Origin of the sequence: Mycoplasma testudinis ATCC 43263 (assembly GCF_000687795.1) — a bacterium.
GTDB classification, from domain to species: Bacteria; Bacillota_I; Bacilli_A; order Mycoplasmatales; family Mycoplasmoidaceae; genus Mycoplasmoides; species Mycoplasmoides testudinis.
On sequence record NZ_JHXT01000013.1, the window covers coordinates 19,553 to 43,773 of the forward strand.

The 24,221-nt window shown below is 31.8% G+C and carries 24 protein-coding genes and 1 tRNA gene; 9 read left to right on the plus strand and 16 right to left on the minus strand.

Annotated features, from left to right (window positions below; genetic code table 4):
- Nucleotides 1–22 precede the first annotated feature (22 nt).
- Together T384_RS0103715 and ispG are read right to left on the minus strand one after the other, a co-directional pair.
- A complete protein-coding gene (locus T384_RS0103715; RefSeq protein WP_169734581.1) occupies nt 23–1,861 on the minus strand; it encodes a M3 family metallopeptidase in 1,839 nt (612 codons plus the stop codon).
- Between the two features lie 10 nt (nt 1,862–1,871).
- A complete protein-coding gene (ispG, locus tag T384_RS0103720) occupies nt 1,872–2,969 on the minus strand; it encodes a flavodoxin-dependent (E)-4-hydroxy-3-methylbut-2-enyl-diphosphate synthase (RefSeq protein WP_027119902.1) in 1,098 nt (365 codons plus the stop codon).
- A gap of 382 nt (nt 2,970–3,351) precedes the next feature.
- Here ispG and T384_RS0103725 point away from each other — a divergent pair, with 382 nt between their 5' ends.
- On the plus strand, nt 3,352–3,846 hold the full coding sequence (locus tag T384_RS0103725) for an NADPH-dependent FMN reductase (RefSeq protein WP_027119903.1): 495 nt from the start codon (nt 3,352–3,354) through the stop codon (nt 3,844–3,846).
- Between the two features lie 69 nt (nt 3,847–3,915).
- Here the strand turns inward: T384_RS0103725 and T384_RS0103730 are convergent, their stop codons facing one another.
- The 12 genes from T384_RS0103730 to T384_RS0103785 all read right to left on the minus strand — a co-directional run bounded on the left by T384_RS0103730 (nt 3,916) and on the right by T384_RS0103785 (nt 15,605).
- Entirely contained in the window at nt 3,916–4,341 is a 426-nt protein-coding gene (locus tag T384_RS0103730; RefSeq protein WP_027119904.1) for a hypothetical protein, read from the minus strand.
- A 190-nt stretch (nt 4,342–4,531) separates the two neighbouring features.
- Nucleotides 4,532–5,995, minus strand: a complete 1,464-nt coding sequence (gatB, locus tag T384_RS0103735; RefSeq protein ID WP_084266129.1) for an Asp-tRNA(Asn)/Glu-tRNA(Gln) amidotransferase subunit GatB — start codon at nt 5,993–5,995, stop codon at nt 4,532–4,534.
- A complete protein-coding gene (gene gatA, locus T384_RS0103740; RefSeq protein WP_027119906.1) occupies nt 5,973–7,412 on the minus strand; it encodes an Asp-tRNA(Asn)/Glu-tRNA(Gln) amidotransferase subunit GatA in 1,440 nt (479 codons plus the stop codon). The genes gatB and gatA overlap by 23 nt, the downstream gene beginning before the upstream one ends.
- Nucleotides 7,412–8,827 carry a hypothetical protein gene (locus T384_RS06430; protein ID WP_052663501.1) on the minus strand — a complete coding sequence of 472 codons (1,416 nt, stop codon included), beginning with the start codon at nt 8,825–8,827 and terminating at the stop codon, nt 7,412–7,414. The genes gatA and T384_RS06430 overlap by 1 nt, the downstream gene beginning before the upstream one ends.
- 20 nt (nt 8,828–8,847) lie before the next feature.
- The gene (locus T384_RS0103750; RefSeq protein WP_027119907.1) at nt 8,848–9,510 is read right to left on the minus strand and encodes a uracil-DNA glycosylase; all 663 of its coding nucleotides are present in this window, start codon (nt 9,508–9,510) and stop codon (nt 8,848–8,850) included.
- A 1-nt stretch (nt 9,511) separates the two neighbouring features.
- A complete protein-coding gene (locus tag T384_RS0103755; RefSeq protein ID WP_027119908.1) occupies nt 9,512–11,119 on the minus strand; it encodes a hypothetical protein in 1,608 nt (535 codons plus the stop codon).
- Nucleotides 11,120–11,121: 2 nt separating this feature from the next.
- On the minus strand, nt 11,122–12,522 hold the full coding sequence (gene dnaB, locus T384_RS06435; RefSeq protein ID WP_052663503.1) for a replicative DNA helicase: 1,401 nt from the start codon (nt 12,520–12,522) through the stop codon (nt 11,122–11,124).
- Nucleotides 12,523–12,592: 70 nt separating this feature from the next.
- Nucleotides 12,593–12,787, minus strand: a complete 195-nt coding sequence (gene rpsR / locus T384_RS07555) for a 30S ribosomal protein S18 (RefSeq protein ID WP_245595158.1) — start codon at nt 12,785–12,787, stop codon at nt 12,593–12,595.
- Between the two features lie 232 nt (nt 12,788–13,019).
- Complete coding sequence (locus tag T384_RS0103770) at nt 13,020–13,598, minus strand: single-stranded DNA-binding protein (RefSeq protein WP_027119910.1); 579 nt, start codon at nt 13,596–13,598, stop codon at nt 13,020–13,022.
- Nucleotides 13,599–13,602: 4 nt separating this feature from the next.
- A complete protein-coding gene (rpsF, locus tag T384_RS06440) occupies nt 13,603–14,169 on the minus strand; it encodes a 30S ribosomal protein S6 (protein WP_052663505.1) in 567 nt (188 codons plus the stop codon).
- A gap of 272 nt (nt 14,170–14,441) precedes the next feature.
- Entirely contained in the window at nt 14,442–15,059 is a 618-nt protein-coding gene (locus T384_RS0103780; RefSeq protein WP_027119911.1) for a hypothetical protein, read from the minus strand.
- 21 nt (nt 15,060–15,080) lie between these two features.
- Nucleotides 15,081–15,605: a hypothetical protein gene (locus T384_RS0103785; RefSeq protein WP_027119912.1), complete on the minus strand. Its 525-nt coding sequence runs from the start codon at nt 15,603–15,605 to the stop codon at nt 15,081–15,083.
- A gap of 291 nt (nt 15,606–15,896) precedes the next feature.
- Here T384_RS0103785 and T384_RS0103790 point away from each other — a divergent pair, with 291 nt between their 5' ends.
- The 3 genes from T384_RS0103790 to T384_RS0103800 all read left to right on the plus strand — a co-directional run bounded on the left by T384_RS0103790 (nt 15,897) and on the right by T384_RS0103800 (nt 18,888).
- A complete protein-coding gene (locus T384_RS0103790; protein ID WP_027119913.1) occupies nt 15,897–16,544 on the plus strand; it encodes a hypothetical protein in 648 nt (215 codons plus the stop codon).
- Nucleotides 16,545–16,755: 211 nt separating this feature from the next.
- Nucleotides 16,756–16,845 (plus strand) — tRNA-Ser (locus T384_RS0103795).
- A 174-nt stretch (nt 16,846–17,019) separates the two neighbouring features.
- On the plus strand, nt 17,020–18,888 hold the full coding sequence (locus tag T384_RS0103800) for a DUF4013 domain-containing protein (protein WP_027119914.1): 1,869 nt from the start codon (nt 17,020–17,022) through the stop codon (nt 18,886–18,888).
- On the opposite strand, the gene T384_RS0103805 is transcribed toward T384_RS0103800, so the two are convergent.
- On the minus strand, nt 18,885–19,385 hold the full coding sequence (locus T384_RS0103805) for a hypothetical protein (RefSeq protein WP_052663506.1): 501 nt from the start codon (nt 19,383–19,385) through the stop codon (nt 18,885–18,887). The genes T384_RS0103800 and T384_RS0103805 overlap by 4 nt on opposite strands.
- 11 nt (nt 19,386–19,396) lie before the next feature.
- On the minus strand, nt 19,397–21,043 hold the full coding sequence (locus T384_RS0103810; protein ID WP_027119916.1) for a hypothetical protein: 1,647 nt from the start codon (nt 21,041–21,043) through the stop codon (nt 19,397–19,399).
- A gap of 306 nt (nt 21,044–21,349) precedes the next feature.
- On the opposite strand from T384_RS0103810, the gene rpmG reads away from it, so the two are divergent.
- Genes rpmG through coaD form a run of 5 tightly spaced genes read left to right on the plus strand, consistent with a single transcriptional unit; the run spans nt 21,350 to nt 23,825 of the window.
- Nucleotides 21,350–21,496 carry a 50S ribosomal protein L33 gene (rpmG, locus tag T384_RS07130; protein ID WP_084266127.1) on the plus strand — a complete coding sequence of 49 codons (147 nt, stop codon included), beginning with the start codon at nt 21,350–21,352 and terminating at the stop codon, nt 21,494–21,496.
- The gene (secE, locus tag T384_RS0103815; protein WP_052663508.1) at nt 21,496–21,900 is read left to right on the plus strand and encodes a preprotein translocase subunit SecE; all 405 of its coding nucleotides are present in this window, start codon (nt 21,496–21,498) and stop codon (nt 21,898–21,900) included. The genes rpmG and secE overlap by 1 nt, the downstream gene beginning before the upstream one ends.
- A gap of 29 nt (nt 21,901–21,929) precedes the next feature.
- Nucleotides 21,930–23,078, plus strand: coding sequence for a transcription termination/antitermination protein NusG (gene nusG, locus T384_RS07010; protein ID WP_052663510.1), 1,149 nt, complete (start codon nt 21,930–21,932; stop codon nt 23,076–23,078).
- On the plus strand, nt 23,071–23,358 hold the full coding sequence (locus T384_RS0103825; RefSeq protein WP_027119918.1) for a hypothetical protein: 288 nt from the start codon (nt 23,071–23,073) through the stop codon (nt 23,356–23,358). Before nusG ends, T384_RS0103825 begins: the two co-directional genes overlap by 8 nt.
- Before the next feature lie 11 nt (nt 23,359–23,369).
- The gene (coaD, locus tag T384_RS06450; RefSeq protein ID WP_036499102.1) at nt 23,370–23,825 is read left to right on the plus strand and encodes a pantetheine-phosphate adenylyltransferase; all 456 of its coding nucleotides are present in this window, start codon (nt 23,370–23,372) and stop codon (nt 23,823–23,825) included.
- The last annotated feature ends 396 nt before the right edge of the window (nt 23,826–24,221 follow it).

A 24,221-nucleotide genomic window follows, 5' to 3' on the forward strand; every position in this document is an offset into this window, starting at 1 on the left:
CCTTTCGCGTTTGAATAAAACGTTAATCTAATTTTATACCTTTAAGCAATTCATAATACTTTTTAATATATTCATCAATTAGTTGATGCGCTTGTTGCCAACACTGTGTGTTAGTAATATCAAACCCAAGTTCTTTGATTAAAGAAAGCGGATCTTTAGAAGACCCTTTCTTTAGAAAACTCAAGTAACGCTTGAGTGCATCTTCATTTTTTTGATAAATCTGCAAAGCCAAATTAATTCCAATAACAAGCCCAATTGCATATTTATATACATAGAAAGATCCCATATAAAAATGATCAATTTTTAATATCGATGCAAAGTTTCGATAGCGTTTTTTAAACAATGCCTGGTTTAAAGATTTGGCTTTCGATTTTAAATATTTAATAAAGGTTTTTCCATACATAGCAAAAATAGTTGCAGAATTAACCGCTTCATGAGAATTCAATTTATCCACCAGTTGTCATTCAAAATCACTAAGCATAACTTGCAAAGTTGTTGTCGCAAAAAAATTACTAATAATTTCTTGATAAATAACCAATAATTTTTTAACATCACCTTGATATTTATCAAGTAGGTAAAAATTAAGTAACATTTCATTTGTAATTGAAGCAATTTCTGCACAAAATGTATCAGTTTCACAATAGATATCTTGGTTCTGGGTTAAATATGTTGAATGAACTGAATGTCCAATTTCATGAACTAAAGAAAACAACGCCTCAAGTGTATAGTCATAATTTAAAAAAATATAAAACTTATTCAACCCATAAATTCCTCCAATTGAATAAGCGCCGGTTTGTTTATTTGGCTTTGGCAACCATGAAATTCATCGTTCGGCAAAAACCTTTTCAACCCTTTTTAAATAATCCTCACCAAGGGGAATCAAGGCTGTTAATGCAATGTTTTGTGCTTCTGGAATACTAAAACGTTTTTGAAAACGAAAAAGGTTAAGTTCACGATCTCATGGATAGATTTTTTTTAATTTAAATTTTTTGATGAGTGCTTGATCATTATACCGATAAAAACGGGAAGCACTATTTGCGTATTTTGCAACTTGTTCATAAACAAAAGAAATAAAAGATACGTCAATTTCATCCGCATAAGCTTGCGCATGTATATAATCTTTAAAGCCCCGGATTTGTGAACCAAGGTTTAAATCCAAATAATTGTAATAAAGCAGTTTGGACAATGTGTGTTGATAATTTAAAAAACTGTCTTGGGAAATACGTCAAGCATTTTTTCTTAAAACACGGTCTGGATATTTTAAGTATTTTTTTAAAGATATTTCATTTTGAACACGGTGTTTTTTATTTTTACTATCCAAAATATCTTGATATTTAATGTCATTAACAGTTACTGACTGATATAACTCATCGTGATCGAAATCACCACGACTTAATTTAGTCCATAACAGTTCAAGATTTTTCGAAAGCATATATTTACGCAACTTAAATTCAGATTCAAAAACTCTTTTATATTTAATTAAGCTCGAATCCGAATTTAAATGCTTTTTAATATTTTTTTCATTATCTAAAATTGATCATGTTTCGGTAGCTAACTTTTCTTCTAGAATTTGTGCTTGATTTTGCATTTTTTGTTGTCAACCAATTCATTTTTGTGCAGTAATATCTTCGTTTAATTTGTTTTCTACAAAATTTCAGATACGATTAGAAAGCTTTGCAAAAACCAAACTTTCTTGTAAATATTTTTTAAAAGAAAGAAGTTTTGAAAAACATTTTCCTTCCTGATATGAATTGATTAACGCGTCTTGTTGTTTGACTCACTCATTATAAAGTTCTTCAAATGGTCGCCCTTCCAAGATCGCTTGTAAATCTCAATCCCATGATTTTGAATTTTGAATCATTTTATTGTTTCTATTTTTTTTCATTATTGACGGCAAGATATTTAGCGTGTTCTTCATCAATTAATTTTTTTAGTTCAGAAACTAATTGATCTTCTGGAACGGATTTAATGGCCACTCCTTTTTTAAAGATAATACCTTTGCCAGCACCTCCAGCAATCCCAATATCAGCTTCTCTAGCTTCTCCTGGACCATTAACAGTACATCCCAAAATTGAAACCCGCAATGGAAAAGACATTTTTTTAACGTAATCTTCAATTTCGGCAACTACGGGAAACATGTCGAAATTTAAACGACCACACGTTGGGCAGGCTACTACGTTAACCAAATTATCATACAACCCCAAACTATTGAGCATTCTTTTAGCTACTTTTATTTCTTCAACGGGATCACTAGCCAAAGAAATTCTCAAGGTATCTCCAATTCCTTTTAATAATAATGGTGTTAATCCAGCCACAGATTTAATGGCCCCATTCAAAACTGTTCCCGCTTCGGTAATCCCCAGATGTAACGGATATTTAAACCATCGCGCACCCATTTCGTATGCTTCGATTGAGAGCATTGGGGTAGAAGTTTTTAAAGAGATAACAATATTATCAAATCCCATATTATTCAAAATTTTTACGTAGCGTTTAGCAGCCAAATTCATTGCTCTAGCAGTAACACCATATTTATTCATTAAATCCATAGGTAAACTACCAGAATTAACCCCAACGCGAATTGGAACTTGGCGTTGGTTAGCTAAATCAACTATTTCTTTAAGTTTTTTTTGATTACTGATATTCCCTGGATTTAAGCGAACTTTAGCAACACCTGCTTTTAAAGAAGCAATCGCGTAATCTGGATTAAAGTGAATGTCGGCAATAATTGGACATGGAGCTTTTTTAACAACATCGCGAATTGCTTTAGCATCCGCATCATCAAAAACTGCAACCCGAACAAAGTCAGCACCTTCATCAACTAACGATTGAATTTCCTTTAAACAAGCATTTACTTTTTTTGTTTTTGTAATGGTCATTGATTGGAGATAAATCTTATTAGATCCACCCAGTTGATAATTACCAACCATTACTGGTTTGGTCTGCCATCGTCTTGTGTATTTACTACTCATATGCACCTGAATATAATTATTTTATTCTGCAACTGGTAAGATTATAAATTTAGTTTATGTATATGACATTTAGATTATGTGAAAAAACTTTATAAAAGAAATAGGTGATAGAAGCAAATTCTGTTTATTAAAATTACTAAAATAACTATCCTAATGGTAGTAACGAAATAGTTGTGTAAATTAGACATCGCGTTAAAATCCTAATAACTTGTGTAAGATAAAAACTCAAGAACCATTTAACCTGGGTGTTTACTTTCGAATTAGATGACCACGATTTATTTATACTGTATTTTATTCATAAATTAAGGGAAATAATTTCATTAAAATAGCAAATAATAATTTACGATTATGCTTAAATATAAAAATTTCCTAGGAGAAATAAATGAACAAGATTTTAGTACTTGTTGGCAGTAATTCAGAAAACTCCATAAACCGTGCTGTTGCCTTAAAAATCAGTGCCAAAGAACGGGCTGACTTATTGGAATTAAAAGATTATACAGTTCCATTTTATAGTGGCACTGAACACCAAAAAGGCTATCCTGCAAAGATGACAGAATTAGCTAACAAAATTTCATCGTATGAAAAGGTTGTACTAGTAACACCTGAACACAACGGATTACTACCAAGCTTTTCAAAAAATATCTTTGATTGATTAAGCGTTAATCCGACAGGAGGCCAATATTTCAAAAACATTAAAGTTTTAATAGTGGCAACATCGCCAGGAGATACTGGGGGCGAAACAGTTCGATCAGTAACTACCAAAGTATTACCGTATACAGGCGCAATTGTATTAGGGTCATATGGCGTTAAATCATACACTGAAGCAAAAGATTTAACTGCTGATATTGAAGCAATTCACCACCTCTTAAATAAGTAGTAAATTCAAACAAAATATAAAATATAAAGTAGTCGCCCTTTTTAAGTGGAAGCGACTACTTTATATTTTTTAAATTTGAATTATTTTTTGTGATGATGAATGTTGTATTTTGTTTTTTAAATACAGCCAAACCACAAATGGGTATCCAAACTTATATGATTTTTTACCTAATTCTATTAGATTTTTAATTGCATCGTTATTAATCTCAATTCGATTCAAAGATTTTTTTGAATAAAGATAATTAAAACCATACACCGGACCAACTAAAAGGATTAAAAAAACTAATCCTAAATCAAATCAGGTATGACCTTTGATTGCTAGTTGACGGTTACCAGACCGATCGATTATTGCTTTATTAGGATAATATCCGTTAGATGCAAACAATAAAATCGCTCCGTAAATAGTCCCAACAATTCCAAAAAATATTAATAGATAAATTAGTATTCACACAACCATATTAACAAAAGCAACTTTTGTAATTAATTTCTTTCCCATAACAACCTTTCGTGTAAAAATGCGCAACTCTTAAAGTTGACAAATAAAATTTAAATGTAAGTAAGTTGTCTGATTTTACTAATTAATTAATGGTTCTTGAAATAAATCGTTGGAGATTTTTAATTTTCATTTTAAAACTTCAAAAAATATTCAAAATAAATCTTGTTAAAAACAGAATTTGGTTTCTTGTTTATTTTTGAAAACTACTTAATAGTTCCCTAACAATTTCATTTGCTACTTGGGGATTAGCTTGCCCATTGGTTTCTTTCATCAACAAACCAAGCAGCATACTTTGGACTCGATCTGCGCGAGTTGCATAATCTTTTTCAATTTTATCTTTGTTTGCGTCAATATGTTTCTTAACAATTGGAATTAAAACATTGCGGTCTTTAATTTGCACCATATTCAATTCTTTCATTAAATCCTTAGGAGCTTTTTTAGTTTCAAAACTTACTTCTAAAATCTTCTTGGCTTGTTTGCCATTAATTTCTTCTGCTTTTAATAAGTGAATCAAACTAATTAAATTGAGTAAATCAATTTCTTTAATTGCTGTGGTCAAATCTACATCACTTTGCTTGTTAATTAAGCCAAGCAATTCACTCAGTAACCAACGTACTACTTCTTTTGGATCATTAACTTGTTGGTTAATAAAATTAAATGCGTTGAGCATTTCTTTTGAATCAAGCAATAAATCTACTTGCTTTTGATCGATTCCAAAACTAATCAATTCGCTTGCTAATTCTGATGGTTGTTTGGGCATACTGTTATGAACTGAGTGAACCATTTGAGATTCTAGTTGGATTTGTAAAATATTTGGTTCAGTCATATAACGGTAATCAACTTCACCAGTTTTTTCACGCATAAATACAGTTGTTTGGGTTTGGTCATCATATCGCAAAGTTGCTTGAATAATTGGAATTCCTGCGAGTAGATTTTGAGCTTGCCGATTAATTTCGTAATTGATTGCTTTTTCAACGTTATTAATTGAGTTAATATTTTTAATTTCAACTCGAGTGCCCAATTCACTTGCGCCAAAAGGTCGAATTGAAACATTTATATCAGCACGCATTGAGCCCTCTTCCATTTTAGCGTTTGATATATCGTTATGCAATAAGATTAAACGTAGAGCTGATAAATAAGCCTTTACTTGAGCCGCATTTTCAAAAACTGGATCAGTAACAATTTCAATTAATGGCGAACCAGCTCGGTTGTAATCTAAAAATAAACCTGCGCTTGTATGAAATTGTTTTGCCGTATCTTCTTCAATATGAAAACGTTGGATTAAAATTCGCTTTGGCTGATTGTCAACAACCACATCAATGTATCCCTTTTTTGCAATCGGGTGATACTGTTGAGTGATTTGAAAACCCTTCGGTAAATCTTGATAAAAATAATTTTTTCGATCAAAACGAACCATTAAATCAACTTCTTCCATATGCAAAGCCTTAGCAAGCCGCAAGGCTTTCACAATTGCTTGCTTATTCGGTTGTGGCATAATTCCTGGTAATCCCAGATCATTCACATGCAAGTTTGTATTAGGTTTATCTGTGTGGCTGTTAGGAGCACTAGAAAACATTTTTGTTTTGGTGTTTAAAGCAGTATGAACTTCGACACCAATTGTGGTTTCAAAATTAAACACGAACAAAACCTCCAGATTCACCTAAGATAGTTTCTACCAATAAAGCTATCCGTAGCAGTTTTTCATCACTAAATTGTTTACTTGTTAAGTTAACACCTAAATCCAAATTATCATTTGATTTAGCAAATGGAAGGGTAATTGATGGTAGGCCACCAAAGTTCGCCATTTGTAAACAGTCATCAATAATATTTGGTAAAACTTGATCTTCTAAAACATCTTTAATGGTTGGTGCAAATCCCGAAGCCCCAAGACTAATAAAAGCATCATATTGACTCAAAATGTTATTAATATGAGCAACAATTTTTGCACGAACCTTTTTGGATTTCAAGTAATATTTTTCAAAATTTTCTTTACTGGTAGCAAATGCTCCGATGGTAAAACGACGTTTTAATTGATCGCCAAAAAATTTATTTCTAGCATCCATGACTTTTTGTTCGAAATTTTCTCCAGAACCTTGTTCGCCAAACGGAATCCCAGTTAGATTGGCATAACAACTCGCTGCTTCAGAATAAGATAAAATTTTATATACAGGGTCAATTGCTTGAATTAAGTGTAAGTCTAATTCGACTGGAACTAATTCAATTTTATTTTTTGTTAAAAGTGATTTCAATTGATTTCAAGCCGTCAAAATATGATCTTCCATAAAGATTTCTAGATTAGCCGGATAAGCGATCTTATAATTGCCTGCTGGTTCAAGAAGAGCTTCAAAAAGTTTTAAGTTGATATTTTGACTTGTGAAATCATTCGGATCATATTGAATAATGCGGTCAGCAACAAGCGCAGCATCTGCTATTGTTCTGGTAAATGTTCCAACGTGATCAAAGGTTGGTGCATATGGAAAAACACCATAACGCGAAATTAAACCATAAGTTGGTTTATATCCAACAACACCACACAAGCTAGCTGGTCGACGAATTGAATCGCCAGTATCGGTTCCTAAAGCAAAAGGAACAGTTCCACTAGCAACTGCAACAGCAGAACCAGATGAACTCCCACCCGCAATGTGTTTGGGTTTAAAAGGGTGACTTACAACTCCATATGCAGAAAATGATCCAGTTCCGCCTAATCCAAATTCATCTAAATTAGTTTTTGCAACTAAAATTGCTCCCGCTTCTTTAAGCAATTTATAAACAGTTGCATCATACGGCGGAACGTAATGTTCAAGAAATTTTGAGCCGCCAGTAGTCACAATGTGTTTGGTACTAATGTTATCTTTTAAAGCATAAGGAATCGCTGCTAAAAATGAACCATTTAATAATGAATCAGTATCAAGGTTTTTACCTAACCGAATTGCTTCCAATGAATTTTTTCACAAAACAAAATTAGTATTTTTAAATTTATTAATTGAAGATAACGATTTGTCTACAAGTTTTTTCGCACTTATTTTTTTATTTAAAAGCTTTTCGTGCAATTCTAAAATAAACGACTGCATTAGCAAACCTTCACTAAACCATCTTGAACGTTTTTAGGGCAACTCATAATATCACTTAATTCGTCTGTTAAATTAACTTTATCTTCCCGTAAATTTTTTTCGGGGGTAGGAATTGGATAATCTAAAGTTGCAAAATCTGTAGTATCAATTTCAGCTACCGTTTCAAATTGATTTAAAATTTCACTGAATTCATTTTCTAAAGCGGTTAATTGTTTCTCATCCGGTTCAAAAAGTAAGGTTTTACTATAATTCTTAATTTGTTCTTTGCTAATCAATGGTGTTGCCTCGTTAAGTGATTTTCAAGTTTCGTTAAATAATGGTGTCTTTAAATCTTCAACCAATTCGTCTTCATAATTGTATTTAATAATTGGGCTAATGACTAATAACACGGGATAGATAACAATAATATCAATTACAAACAATGCTGGTGCAGCAATAATTGTTCTAAACAGCAATCAATAAGTATAAGGTTGGGCTGTAATTTCTGCATCGAAAATTGGTAAAAACAAAATATTCATAATTAAAGTTGCGCTTGCTGCTAAAACGATGACACTAACTAATGAGTTGTATCAATTTTTGCGAGCGTTAAGCCATAAGCGGTTTTTGTGATTCGGATGCTTAATTCGTTTATAAGTAAAATGCGTTAATGGATAATAGTACCTTTTAGATTTATAAAACCAAACAATAAACATTAATCAAATAATAGCTAAAATAAAAATCGTGAAACCGATGATGATGTAAAAAAAATGATTCAAACTTAAAGTCACATCGATGTTTAATCCTGGAATATTAAAGACTAATCCACCATCACCAATTTGTTTAATTTGACTAATTAAAATAATTACCACAGCAGCTGAAGCAATCATAAATAACGAAGCATAAATTGCTAAGAATAAATCTTTTAAACGACCAACTTTAGAAGTAGTTATTACTACTCTTAGCAAACCAGATAATAACCCGGTGATAATCGCAGCAATAAAATACCCATAATGAAAGAATCCACCTGATAAAGCAACAGTTAAAATATCAATGATTGCTCCAGAAACAACACCGATGATTGGCCCAAATAGTAATCCCGCAATTTTTACAAGAATAATTTCAATTGTTACCCTAGTCCCGGGATAGGCTCTGAACAAGACACTAGCCAATCCACCCGTTACGGCCATGATTAAAATAATGATACTAACCGCAATTGCAATAATAATTGCAATATTTGTCATTCCGTAAACACTTACTCTTGGGATCACAAAATACCGTTGTTTTCGAACTACAAAAAAATACACCTTTTTTGCAAAAGTGAAGACTAAAACTAAGGCTAATAAAATACCAAAAATACTAAGTGCAAAAGATGAATTTGCACTAGCTGATATTCCGGGAATAATACCTTCTTGGTTAATTTGTTGTGAGTAATTCATATAAATAAATGTAATCTATTTTACCAATTTATTTGCTTTCGTTTAAGTTTGCTTAATAATTCATTAATTTGACTAAATGGTCGACTACCAAAAAAACGATATGAACTTAATGGTGAAGGGTGGGCACAAGAGATTTGAAACATCGGATTTAAAGGTAAAACCAACTCTTGAGATTTTTTTCCTAATAGTAAAAACACTGGCTGTTGTTGCAATTCCAAGAGTTTGTTTAAGATAAATAAAATTAAATTCTTTCATCCAAAATTTTTGTGACTTAATGGTTGATGAGCACAAACACTTAAAGAAGTATTCAATAGCAAAATTCCTTGCTTTGCTCAAGAAACCAAACTTAAGTCATCATGATCTATATTTAAATCCGTTTTTAATTCCTTAAGTAAATTTTTTAAACTTGGTGGATATTTAGCCTTAGGATTAATCCCAAAACATAAACCATTAGCCTGATTAATATCGTGATATGGATCTTGACCTAAAATAACAACTTCAGTTTTGGCAATATCAAAATAATTAAAAGCAGCAAAAATATTTTTTGGTTGTGGATAAACTTCTGAAGTTTGAACCGCATTAGTATATTTTTTGTCAAGTTCAGCAAATCAAGAAAGTCTGCTAATTTTTAGCAAGCAATCTTTTCAATCAGTATTAATTTCTTGCAATAGTTGCACTAACATTTTAGAAAGTGAATGGTAATACTACTTGTTGATCTGGAGCTGGGTTTGGAACATCAACCGCAGTAATAGTGGGATTAAAATACAAACGGAAGTAATCTTCTAATGTTAAAGCAACAGGAGTATCAGCTTCAACTTTTCCATCAGCATCTGTCTTTGTTGTTGGAAGGTGACCAACCACTTCACTCTTTAACCCCAGCGGATTTGAACGTAAATCACGCAACCGATTAAGAAATGAATTAGTTACGTTTAATATTGTGCTTTGCTGTAAAGAAAAACCTTGCGCTGGCTTAGCTTCGACCGCTGGTCTTGCTGGGGTGTTTCCATTAGCTGCAACTGCTGGTTGAGCTGCTACTGCTAAACCCAATTGATCAGTTGTCAATATTTTGCTTGGATCTAATAAAACATCCATAATCGAACTTGGTACAACAGTCGCCGCATTAGCGGGAACAATCTTTGTATTAGGCTTTTCAGGAAAGTCCGGACTTAAACTAGGGTAGTATAAACTCATTGGAGCTAATGCTAAAAGCGTTGAAGGAGTTACTGTGTGTTCAAGAGATTTGGTTCCATCTGTTGCAGTTTTCTCTTGAACTGTTGCTGTATACAATAAAGGAGCAATCAAATCTTGCATTTTAACGTCAAAAGCTAAAGTCGTTAAGTTTCCAAAATTTTGTCCACTTCACAAATTTTTTAAAACATCAACAGGGTTTTGCAATCCGTTAACTTCTTGTTTTTCGTTTTGACTGCTAATTATACTGTTTCTCGGAGGAACTGTACTACCTTGATCAACACCCGCCACAAAGAAGCGGAAGACAACGTTAATATCAGTAATTGCATACAATTTAACTAAACGGTTATTAACATCGTTATCAGCTATTTCTTGGGCATTTGCTGCATTAAAAGGAATTGCTGTACCTGTAGATGGATTAGCGCGAATGTCAATTGTGCTGTTGACAATTGCTTTATTATCGGCGCGAACGTCATAAATTCCATTAGCTGTTGAATCATATGGTTTAGTTTGATTAGCTGGGATTGTAGGGGTTAATTTTCTAAAATTAAATGAAATGTCAGAAACGCCAAAACCAATGTTTTGAGCACTATTTCCAATTAAAAAAGAGTCAGCTAACGCTTGATAAAATTGGTCGCGAATATTAGAACCTTCAGGCTGAGTAAATAACTGAATATGTTGATTTTCTGGTACTTGTCGGTTGAAGTTAGAAACTGTAGACGCAAAAGTTGTAGCAGTTTTAGCTAATTGGTAACCAATGCTATTTGCGGCTGATCCAAAGGTTGCACTAAAAGCAGCTAAATTAGTTCCTGTAAAACCAACTTCTTTTGTGGGATCAGCTGCATCAACTTGCTTAATATTTGAATTAGGTGTTCCCCCAGCTGGAACAACTTGAGAAAATTTAATAATCACTTTTTTGTTAGTATCTGATGGAGCACTATTAGCATCTTGATTTAAGCCTTGGAACTCAGATACTGTAGTAATGTATTTTTGCGAAGCGGGAGAACTACATGCAGCAACAATAACCGCCGGAATTACAAGCATTCCAAAAAAAGTACTGATCCTTCAAAAACGTTTTTTAAAACGAGATTTATTTTTAGCCATAATTAATTATCCTCTGGGAAAGTAACATCATAAGTCACTGATTGGAATTTTCCAATTCTCTTGTTAAAACTCAACACAGCCTTTCCGGTTGGCCCGTTTCGGTGTTTAGCAATTATAAATTCAATTTCTGGGTTTTCATTTAGGACTTCGTTTTGTTCTAATTCACCTTCATGAATTACAGTATTTAAAAAACATACTAAATCCGCATCTTGTTCGATGGACCCAGATTCCCGTAAATCAGATAGAATCGGAGTGCTGTCAGGGCCACGCCGTTCTTCGATTTTTCGGGATAATTGAGCGATTGACAAAACGGGAACATTTAAATCCCGAGCAATTTGTTTAAGACCGTGAGAAATTAAAGTAACTTCTTGCTGACGGTTCATTCCATTGCTTTGTTTAGTCGCTTTTAATAGCTGCAAGTAGTCCACGATTACCAGCTTTAAAGTATGCGTATTAGCAATTTGCTTTAAACGACTTTGAATTTCTGTAATTGTTAAATCACTTGAATCGTCGATTAGAATTGGTAATTCTTCCACTTCATTTAAACTATAAGAAATGCTCGCATTGTCTTCTGGTGATAAAGATTTAAAATTAGCAAAAGTAAAATTAACCATCGATTCACATGCTGCCATCCGGTGCAAAATTTGATCAACACCCATTTCCAACGAAAACATTACAACAACTTCATTATCTTTTAAATTTTTTGCAGAATTGATTAAGAAATTAATTGATAAAGCAGTTTTCCCTTTTCCTGGACGCGCAGCTAGAATAATTAAATCTCCTGGTTGAAAACCATTCGTTATTTTATCTATTTCTGTATATCCAGTTTGGGTTCCGGTAATGATATCACCTTCCATTGCCCGTTTTAATTTGTCACGAAAACTTTGAACATGTTCTTTTAATGGAACAATTTCACTTCCAACTTTGCTTTTAGAAATGCTTAAAAAACGTTGTTCGATTTCTACTAAACGGTCATCAAAATTTGCTGAATCGACTTCTAAATTTTGCATATCTTGACCAAGCAATTTTAAGTCTCTTAAAATTGAAGCCATTTTCACAATTGAAAAATAATTTTCCAATGATTTAGCAGTTGGTTTAAGTGTTAATAAGGTAGATATAGCCTCAGTTGCTTCTTGATAAGTTGCTAATTTTTTACTAATTAAATTTTCAATAACCAATGTGGATTCAATTGCAGTATTAGATTTAAATAATGACAGCATGACATTAAAAATCAACCGGTAAGCTTCATCTTCAAAGTCTTTAACGGTTAATTTATTGAAAGCATCATCACTATTTGGTAAATTGTTCAAAAGAGCGCTTAAAACCATACCTTCAGCTTCAACACCAAGTTCTGGAGTAATAGTTAATGGATCGATTTTTTTCTTCAGAGTATTCTGATTCATTTTAGATATCCGTTAGGTTAATTATTAAAGCAATAACTTTAAAACAATTTTATTTAGTTTACTAAAGCAATTATTCGCGAACAAATGGTAACAAAGCAACTACACGAGCCCGCTTAATAGCATTTGCTAAGTGTCGTTGGTGTAAACTACAATTGCCAGTTTGGCGACGCGATAAAATTTTACCGTACAGATTGATAAAACGTTTTAATGTTTCAGCATCTTTGTAATCAATTTTTAAAACACCCTTAGCACAGAAGTTGCAAATCTTTTTGCCCCGTGTTTTGAAAAAACGCTTACGTTGTTGGGTGTTTGAAGGAAACTGACCAGTCCCTCCAGGACGGTAATTTCTTTTTGTAAAACTACCTAACCCTTTGCGTTCTTCAGGAACAGCATTAGGATCAACTTCTTTTTTTGTTGGTTCTTCTTCAGAGATATTGTTAGCGGCTTGCTTAACAATGTTTAGATCGTCGTTCATTTAATATAACTCCTTAAGTAAATTAGTTGTCTAAATCATCTAAATCATTAGCTCAATCGACTTCGTCGTCATCTTTGCTATTTGATTGGGATTTGGTGTCTGTGGCAATAGTTACAGTTTGTTTTGAATTGTCAAATGGTTCTGTTTTAAAAGCCCCACTAACATCTAAATCAACTGTATCAGGAAAAGTTTCTTCTAAGTTAGCAACGTCTTCTTCCATGTGATTTTGAATTTGGTTAGTCTTGTAAGAACCTTTATTAAAGTTCGAAAACTCTCGTGAACTTTGAGCTTTAACTTTATTGGAGTTAGTAGTGCGAACGTTATCAACCATCACATTTAAGTTTGAGATGTTTTTGCCTTCTTTAGAAACATATTTGTTAACTGTTAACCGACCATCAACAACTAAAAAATCACCTTTTTTTAAATAGGTTAAGATGAAATTCGCTGTTTGCTGTCAAGCGATACAGTTCACAAAATGCGTTTCATTACTATTGCGTGCGTCTTTAGCAGCAATTGAAATACGCGCTCCTGGGCTACCTGTTGAAGTTGGAACACTAATTGGGTCACTTGCAAGATAACCTGCTAGAAATACGCGGTTCATTAGGTTATTCTTGTCCTTGGATTTCCATTACAACGGGTTTTTTGACTTCAATTTTCTTGACTTCACCGTCTTTTTTAGAAGTTGATTTAGCAACGCGTTTAGTATCTTCGGGACCATTACTGCCCACTCTTCTAACTAATTCTCATTCTTCACGTCGTTTTGACTTTTCATAACGAGCCTTGCGCGGTAAAGGTCGTGGCGCGTCAGGATTAGCCATTATTTCATCGAATTTAGAAAGACGATGTTTTGCTAACTTGACTTTCTTTTCATTGTTAATAGCACGTCATCCATAATCCTTTTCAAGATTAATGATTAGGTGTCTTAAAATGCTTTTGTTTATTAAAGCAAGCCGATTAAAATCGAATGTAGATTTAGGTCCACCATCAAAATTTAATTGAAAATAGTGAGCTGTGCTTTCTTTTTTAATATCGTAAGATAAACCTTTGATTCCAAGATATTTGGTTTCAATATTATCAGAAACGATGTTCTGTTTCATTTGTTCAGTTACGTTAGATGCTTCTTCGGGGGAAATTTTTCCGCTCACGAGCAGCATGACTTCATATTTGGCCATTTATTATGCTACTTCCTTTTGGGTATGCAATCACTTGCTAAGAAGATACAGATAACTAAATCGTATCAACATAAAATTTGAATTTGAGCTAAATTTTACCTCTATATTATATACGAAAAGTCGATTAGAACACAATAAACTTTAAAACTAGTACCAGCAAAAACATTAATAGCCCTAGTTAAAACTGTTAATTAATGGACTATATCAAATTGATTTTTTTTCATAAAATAGTCTTACAGACCAAAAATAAGGTTTATTTTGTTCAAAACGAACTAATCAAGTTGGTTGTTTCTTTTAAAAACTACGATTATTAGAAAAAAGACAACGTTTGAAGAAATAATATAAACCGGAAAGATAAAAGCAAAATAATTAGAAATTGAAAAAGCGATATGGGTCGAATTAGAAAAAAAATGGTTCAAACTAGACCCAAGAAATAACTGCATTTTAAAACCTAAAAAATTTTTATCCATAATTTGATATGAGATAAAACTACCAAAGAAAAACATTCAAAAAACAAAAGCAATTCCAAAATAAACAATATTCTCTTTTGAGATCAATTCTTTAAATTTGGTTTTAAGTTTCTTCAAATTTAACTTTGATTGTGGAACATACCCAATTCCAAGAATTACCACCATAGAAAACAAAAAATAAACTAAATTTAAATATGTCAAGACTAAATTGGCACTGAAAAGTTCAAAACTAAAGATAGCCCGACTATATAAAACACTATGAACAATAAGCAATAGAATTGCGAGAAGCAAAGTAACAATTGAATCTATTCCATAAAACGTTTTAAGTCATTTTTGGAAATTATTAGATTGAAAGTTATTCTTGAAAAAACTTTTAAAAGTTTTATTAGTATTAGGTTCAAAAGAATTTTGAGGATTCATAAATTTATTATCTTTCTTTTTTTAATTTGCGGTTTTTTTATTTCCGTTTGCAATAGTTTTTAAAGTTTCAATAAAAACATGAAATGATGCATATCCAGCAGTAAGAAATAACGCAAATAATAGTCTTCAAGTTTTTGCTTGTTTAAAGTCAGAGATAAAATAATGGCAATAAATCGCAGATATAAAACTCAAAATAGTACTGCACACTAAAGCAATGGCAAAAATTACAAAATACGAAAAATATAAAGAGAATGTAATACTAGAAGTAGTAATCATAAAATTATGATTTATATTATCTAGGATGTTGTCGAAAGTTCCGACACTAACAAAAAGAAAAATTCAAAAAAGAAGAGCAAAAATAAGATTCCCAAAAGAAATTAAACAGAATCATTTAACTCTTTTGATTTTTTTGGGATCTTCAAACGTTTTTACTATGGAAGATTTAACTTCTGAAATATTGACCTCAGTGTACTGCTTATATCCGTAAGCTGGTTCGTCTATTTTTTCGTATGGGTTGTTTGATTTATTATCGTTCTGTCGTTCCATCAAAACTTACCTCGTTTAACAAAAATTTAATAAGTAATTTAAGTCATATAAATCAACATAATTATAACAAAGACCATGAATATTCAAGACTATCTGACAAGCCACAAAAAGCAAAATTTTTTTAAATTTAGAATGGGATATTATGCGTATCCGAAAAGTTAACTCTAAAAAAAGATGGAACAAACGGGTTTTGAAAATAATTTCCAGTTACAAGTGTTATTATTTTTTAAAATTAATTTAACTTATAATAACTTAGAAATGGATTATTCATAAAATCTATAAGGAAAAATCATGATCGACATTAACAAACTATATTCTAGTATTACAGCTCGTTACAATTCAGAAAAAGAACATCCAGTTTATGTTCCAGAAGACTTGTGTGAGTATGCTTTTGTACCACTTTTAGACTGGATTGCAAACCAACTGAAACAAAAAGAAGATTTCAATTTTTTAAAGTATGAATCTCAAGATAAGGCTTTTTACTACACTGCAGCCAAAAAGTATTTTTTGCTTACAGCTTTAAAACATCTAAGCTTTTTTAAAGATAATCAAAATTATCCAGAAGGCGAAATTGATTTTAATGATTTAACAGAAGTAATGAATCTAATACCAAATGGTCAAAGCGGATTGTTTGCAAACCAGTATGAAAATCATGTTCAATTGAAGAATTACTATAACGAAGAAATTTGACCATGGGCTAAAATGCTAAAAAGAGAAGCTAAACTATCAGAAGCTATTAGTGCTACAGGTGAAAACTATTATTCAGCACCATATTGGGAAATATATTTTGCTACCATTCAAACGAATTATGATAATAAAACAACAACGGAACAAATTGAAGCTTGATGCAAAAATCTATTCTTTAGTAACTTAATTGAACTCACTATTAGAACGATTGCTCTTAAGTTTTGATTTTATAAAAACTCAGTTTCTTGTTAATAATAAGATTAATTGAAACCGGTGTTGTGATATTTTGCTGATCAGTATTTAAAATTTAATGAGGAACATTTAATTATTAATTTGAACTAATTAAAAAAATATAAGCAAAGAATATCAATTTGCTATATATTGGTCTTTTCTCAAAATGATGGGTTGCAAAAAGAAAAATACAATTCTAGTGTATTCTTTGGTAATATTATAAGGCTATTATGGGAGCGTACCCAAGTGGTTAAGGGGGCACCCTGCTAAGGTGTTAGATCGGGTTTCCGGTGCGAGAGTTCGAATCTCTCCGCTTCCGCCATTAAAATTTTCAAAATCCAAGTTTGGTTCTACTGAGCTTGGATTTTCTAATTTATAAATAAATTAATCAAGTTATTCAAATGTTGGTAAACCTAAAATATCGATATTTTTCGCTTATTTCTTTAAATATTGAGGCAAACAAATTAAAATGTATCGCTATAGACGGTAACACACTATGAATAACCAAAATCAACAAAACTTAAATCGAATGCCAAATAACAACATTCAAAATAATAATTCTCAATTTAATAACCAAAACTTGAATAATTTTAGAAATCAACGCGTAAATAATCAGCAAATAAACAATAATTTAGCACTCCAAAATAATCCTCAAAATAGAAATCAAATACCTCAAAACCAAATTGGAAATCAGCAACTGCAAAATAATTTGAATTCTAATCAGAGTCTTCAAAATGCTAATCAAATTAGAAATTTAGCTAACAATCAGAATAATCCTGTTATTAACAAAGCACCTACAATAATCAACCAATTAGGAAACAATCAAAATAATCCGCTTATTAGCAATGGGGTTGGAATGCTTAACAATCAGCAAGTAAACAACCAGAACAGAAGCAATCAAGGTAACTTCAACAATAACCAGTTACAAAACTTCTCTAACCAATCGAAACGGCCGCAAATTAACCAAAATTCAAATAACCAAAATCTTCTAGGGCAACGCCAAGGTATTAATCCAAATCAAAACTTGTTAAATGGAAACCAAAACAGTAGTCCAATAAACCAACCTAATAATCAAAACGGCCAAATAAACCATCCAAACAATCAAAACAAAATATTAAATCGTCCTTTGTTGAGAAACAATTTGGCAAATAATAATTCACTAGTTGGTAACCAGAATAATTTAAATAACCAGTTACAACGGCCTCAAATCCAACAAAATAATTCAATTAACAATAATTTAAATTTACCTAATAATTCAAACAATCAGTTAATCAATAATCAATTATTACAACAACGTAATTTACCAAATAAGCCTTTGATTAACCGATCCCAACAACCTAATCAAAATAACTTTAATCAAGGCCCATCAGGACTAAATTTACAAAATAACGGTACATTAAATAATCGATTTAATAATTCAATCCAACAACAAGGAATGCAACCAAAACAAGCTCCAGTAAACAATCAAAATAATTTGAATACTAACCAGAATTGGCAAAATCAAATTAACAATACAAATAACTCGAATTACAATCAACAAATAAATGATTTAGTAAAAAATAGTCAAATTGAACAAACTAACACATCTACAAACCCCATTTTAAATTCCTATGAAGCAATCGATCCAAATACATCCAATGTTAATCTTCAAAATTCATCAGACCCAACTGCTTCAATTGAACTAACTAATCAAATCAATAACCTAAATAATTCAACTAAACCACTCGTACAAGAAACCCTAACGCAGGAAGAAATTAACCAAGAAACAACAGCAGATAGTACAAATCAATTAGAAGAAAACGATCAAACCGAAGATAAATCTGAAACAGCACAAGAAGAAAATCAAGATCAACAAGAATCCGAAAATTCAGATTATCCAACCCAAGAAAGTTTTGCACCAATTAGGATAATTAAAAGTGCAAGATCATCAGCAGCTTCAATCCTTTTTTTTAATATTGCCATGTTAGTAATGCAAGTAGTTGCAATTGTTTTGTTGTATTTTGGAACAACACAATTAATCGCTCTATTGAACCAAGATGCAAGTGTTGATTTAGCCGCATTACAAACCATTAATATCATTCAACCAGTTCCATTACTTTTCGTCATTGGACTAATCTTTGTAATTGTGTCAGTTTTCTTTAGTATTCCGTTATTAATCAGTAAAGTTACATTCATGGTTCAAGCTAACAACAGCAGAACAGTTTATCCGAAAATTTTAAGTGCCACAATTTTAGTAGGATTATCAATTGTAATTCCGTGATTAGGATTTATTGGGGCAATCATTGGCTTAGTTCAAACTAAAAATTATAAACAAGATTCAATCAAAAAAGCAGTTAACGAAGTCATTGAACAAACTCAAAATTAATTATTTCTTAAAAAGTCATAAGCAATTCTTTCAGTTTCATCTGCTACAAAAATAATCCCACATTTTTTAAACCCATAATTATGCAAGATTTCTTGCATAATTTTATTGTCCGCATGAGTATCTATTCTCAAATAATTGATTTTTTCTAGGCAAAAATCAAAGCAGGCTTTGGCAACACCTTTAGCTTTTGTACTTCCTGTTAAGCGGTGAATCACTCCATAAGTTTGATCACTATTTCACTTACCGTTTTTTATGACACGATAGGTCAAATCAACACCGATCATAAAAACAAAAGCTCCAACGATAACCCCGTCGCTTTCAATAACATAAGAGACGTTATGACTAATATCTTGGAACAACATCTTTTTATCAGGGTAAGTGTTTCCTCATTGATTAGGGTTATTATTTAAAATCATAAATCTTCTTGCATTTCGGTAAAGGCTAACCATTTCTTCAAAATCTTTAATCGTTGTATGACGAATTTTTAACTTATTCATATTTATTTAATTTAGTTACTTTCAGTACGAAATTTCTTTAAATAACAATTATAAAAATCTTTAAAACTAAATTTAGTAGCGGTTTGTTCACGAGGAATAAAAGCAATGGCAAATACCGCAATTAACGGAAACAAAAACATTAAAGCAACTGCTGGAATTGCTCCTGCTCCTGCACCTACTGTAATTTCATTAGGGTAACTGTTTTGAATTGCTTTAATTCCAGCATCCATCACTGAAGAAGTGATTACATCCAAAATGGTATACCCTCCATAAGAAAAACCAAACATTAATGATATCAATGCTGTTGATTGTCTTCTTGTGAATCCCCAGCGATACGGAATACTATAAAAATTACCTCGAACACCAAATAACATGGTGCTACCCAAGAATGTAAAAATTAACAGAAAGATAATATGAACTGCGTCTAAACCATGATAACCAATCGCGACTCCGAAAGCTACAAATAAAGTTCCACAAAAAAACATTAAGGAAGTAAAACGAGTCAAACTATAATGAGTTTTTTGCCATTTAGCTACTGTAAAAAATCCAGTAAAAACACCACCTAAAAAAGCGATATTAAAAGCGCCAAAGACTCATGATAAATTAGCTCGATCATTGATATTATTTGGTGAATACGTTCAAAAATTAACTAGAATATTTGAACTAGGTTCAACAGTGATATAGCTTAAAAACAATGCTGCTAACAAAAAGAAGTATGTTTCTTTATGATGCAAAATAACAACAAAAGCATTTTGCGATTCTTGGCGAAAGTTTTTATGCGATCAATCTAATTCAGCTTTAATGATTTTGGTTGTCAAATCAATCTTTTTCCCATAATATGCATAGATTAATAACAAAAGCAAAATGGCAATTTGAATAACCCCATTAAAAATTTGTCAGTTCAAACCAATGGCTAATGTAATGATTGGAGATAATAAAAAGATGCTAACAACAGCAGAAGCTGTATTTACTGAAAAAACATTAAGACTGGCAAAAACAGATATTTTCTTTCGATAATAGGTTCCTATTACTCCGTTAGCACACGAAATCATTGTAGAACCACCAAAAGCTAATAATATCCGAAACAAAATAAACATTCCGTAGACTGCGTTCCCATTTAGAACATTCCCATTTCTATCGTAATGAATTGCAAAGGGAGTAAACAAATACGGAAATGACGCAACCATAAAACCAAAGGCAACCATTACCACATATTTGTGATTGATTTTAGAAATCAATCACCCAAAGAAAATAGCACCAACACCACGCCCCATTGTAATTGATCAATTCGTGGCACGAGATAAAGTTAAGGACACACCGTTAGGAAAAATTTGATATATCAACCCACTGTTAAAGCCGCTTTGAATTCCGTTATTTGTCGCTGGATGAATCGCATTAACACTACTAATCAAAAAACCTTGAGATCTTGGATCAAAAGGTGTATTGACTCCTTGAACATACAAAGTTCCTGACCAACTCATAATAAAGACAAAATAACCCAAAAACAAAATAATGTACATAATTATTCCATTTACTTTAGCATCTTGTTCTTTATTTTTTTGCAAGTTTGGATTTACGTCTTTGTTTGAGAAATAATTATCTTTTTTATTCTTAAATAAGTGCTTAAATGACAACTTGTTTAGGCTTCAAGTTAGCATTTGTTCTTTTTCCTTTTATAAATCAGTTTGCAATAATAATTTGCAAATAAATGAGTGGTCACGTTATGTGATAGATATTTTATAGCACTATATCAATAAAAAAGTGCAAAATTTTTCATAAGCACCTCTAGAAAAGGTCAACAATTAATTTTTCTTTTGAAAAAAAGGTCGCCAATATTCGCACTACTAGTACTACAAATACTTAAAAAAATCAACCATTGCTATATAATATATAAACCCAAAGGCTTAGATGGGTTTTTTTTATGTCCCAAACTTTCGTTATTTGGTTTTATAATAAGGCGTATTATGCGTACAAAAGTTATTTTAATTTGTGAAGTGTGTGTATCACGCAATTACACAACTACTCGCTCGAAAAGCGAAACTGAACGACTTCAATTAAAAAAGTTTTGCAGACATTGTAATGCGACTACTATCCATAAGGAGTCTCGTTAATGGAAAATATTTTTGATTCTGAAACTAAGCCAACAACTCCAGCTCCAAGTGGGGGAATTAACTTACGTCAAGGCAACAAGAAAGTAAAACTTTCTGATTACCAAGATAATGAAATTCACCAGCAGCACCGTTCCATGCGAGATCGGGTTGTATCTAAAAAAATCCAAGAAAAAAAAGATAATAAAAAAAGTGAACCAGATTTAACACCGAAAGAAAAGATTGGTTTTGGGTTTCGTTTAAAACGCTGGTGATTTGGGATGTCTAAAGAATCGCGAAGAATTTCTTGAGCAACACCAAAAAATCTAGTAATCAGCTTTATTATAGTTGTTGTTGCTATCGCAGTTTTGACCGGAATCTTTTATGGCATTAACGAAATCTTTGTATCGGCCGGAATTCTAAAATAAGAAATAAAAAATATCCAAAGGAAATTATCATGGAAAAGACAAAAAAAACTACTTCAAAAAAGTCTAAAATTAAAAATCCTGCGCAGTGATATATCACAACCTGCAGCAACGGTAACGAAGATACAGTTATTAAAAACCTAAAAGCCAAAATTGTTGCCTTAAACTTTCAAGACAAAGTTTTAGATGCCAAAGTTATTAAATCCAGAACGACAGTAGAAGAAATCTTTAATGATGCCGATCCCGAACATACACCTCCAAAAAACATGCGTAACACAGCTAATGTGAAATGAAAAACATTAGGTGAAGGAAAATACTTAAAAGTTAAAATCGTTGATAAAAATAAATTTCCTGGGTATATTTATGTCCAAATGATTATGGCGGATGACACTTGATATGTAGTCCGCAACGCACCAAATATCACAGGGTTAGTAGGATCATCTGGTAAGGGAGCAAAACCAATTCCAATTCGTTTTGAAGAAGAAATGTTATTGTCTGGAGAATCTGAAGATCCAAACATTCGGGTTTTGATGTTAGATAATGCCATCATCGAAATGGATCGTGAAAAATTTGACGAACACGGGAATTTAATTGGCTTTGAACCACCACATATTGAAAAAACTAATGCGACTCAAGATGATGATTTAGCAAACCAAAAAGTAACAGCAGCAAAGAAAACTAAAAATTCAAAATCGAAAAAAGAAGATGTGATTGTCTCTGAACCTGAACAAGTTGAAGAAGCAGAAGAAGACGAAATTTCGGTTTTAAACCCAACTTCATTAAAAGTTCATGTAGACACAAATCAATCTTCAGACGAAATACAAACAGCGTCTTCTGAAATCGAAGATTTATTATCCCAAACAATGGATGAACAAAAAGTGGACGAGTCTACTCAACCAGAAGTTACTTTTGAAATGTCAAATTCTGACATCATTCAAATCCAACAATCAGAAGCGAAATTAAGCGAAGCACAACCTGAAGATAAAGAAGAATTCATACCTTTCAAACCTGAACAAGAAAATGCTAGTGAACCAGAAAACATTACTGCAGAAATTCCTCCAATGATCAATGTTGTAGAAAGTCCATCACAACAAGAAGTTGAATCTGAAGATACAACCGAACAGTCTGAAACTTCAACTTCATTAAACCAAGAAATTAAAAAAGATGAAATCGATGGCTAGTTCTAAAAAAACTAAACAACCACGAAGTGACTCAAAACTAATTATTGATAACATCGTCCCAACAAAATTACAAGTAAAATCACGACGCTTATACCCAACCAAACCCGATGTCTTTCGGGTTGGTCACGATGTTAAAATTTTACTAGCAGAATATGCTGGTTTCACTGGAACAATCGTTGAATTAGATCGAATCCATAAACAAGCAAAAGTACAAGTAGAATTACTTGGAAAAGAATTATCATTAATTATCGATTATAAAAATATTGAATTAGACAAATAACAATTTTGATTATGAATAAAATTGCAATTTTCCCAGGAAGTTTTGACCCATTTCATATTGGCCATTTACATGTCTTAAAAAAGGCTTTAAAGTTATTTGATGAAGTTGTGCTTGCTGTAAGTATCAACATTAAGAAAACGAATGCTTCTGATATGAATATTCGAGTTGATTTAGTGTCCAAAAAAATTAAACAATTAAAGCTCAAAAACGTCACCGTTCAAGGGTGAACTGGATATACAGTTGATTTAGCAAAAAAACTAAAAGCAAAATATCTAATTCGGGGAATTAGAAATTTTGCAGATTTTCAAGAAGAATTATTAAATGCTTCGGTTAATAAAAAATTAAATCCGAAAATTGAAACTGTTTTCTTTTTAAGTGATCAAGCTTACCAATCAGTTTCTTCAACAGCAATTAAAAAAGTAATTGATAATCATAAAAAATACTATCAAGCAAAGAAAACCAAATAAACATACAACACAAAAAAATTTTATAACTTGCAATTTTAATAAGCTCAAATTATTTAAAATGGACTGCAAAATATGGAAGTAATGATTTAAGTGTGTTAATGTCTAGATTTCTTTGAAACCATTGACATCGTGTTATTAAAAGTATACTAAAAAACGGAAACGCTTTCGCAATTTTCCGTTTTTATCATTATTTAAACGCGCAAATCTTTGACTCTTGGTCAAGATTGAACAATAAATTAAGTGTTTGTATTTATTCTGGTTGCAAATCTATATCAAATAGAATTTCGAGTTGCTGAATTATACTTTGCCAATTACGAACTTTCATTTGCCTATCGTCGCGTTCGTAATTCATGATGCCTAAATAAACAATTTTTAGAATTGCTTTATTATTAACAA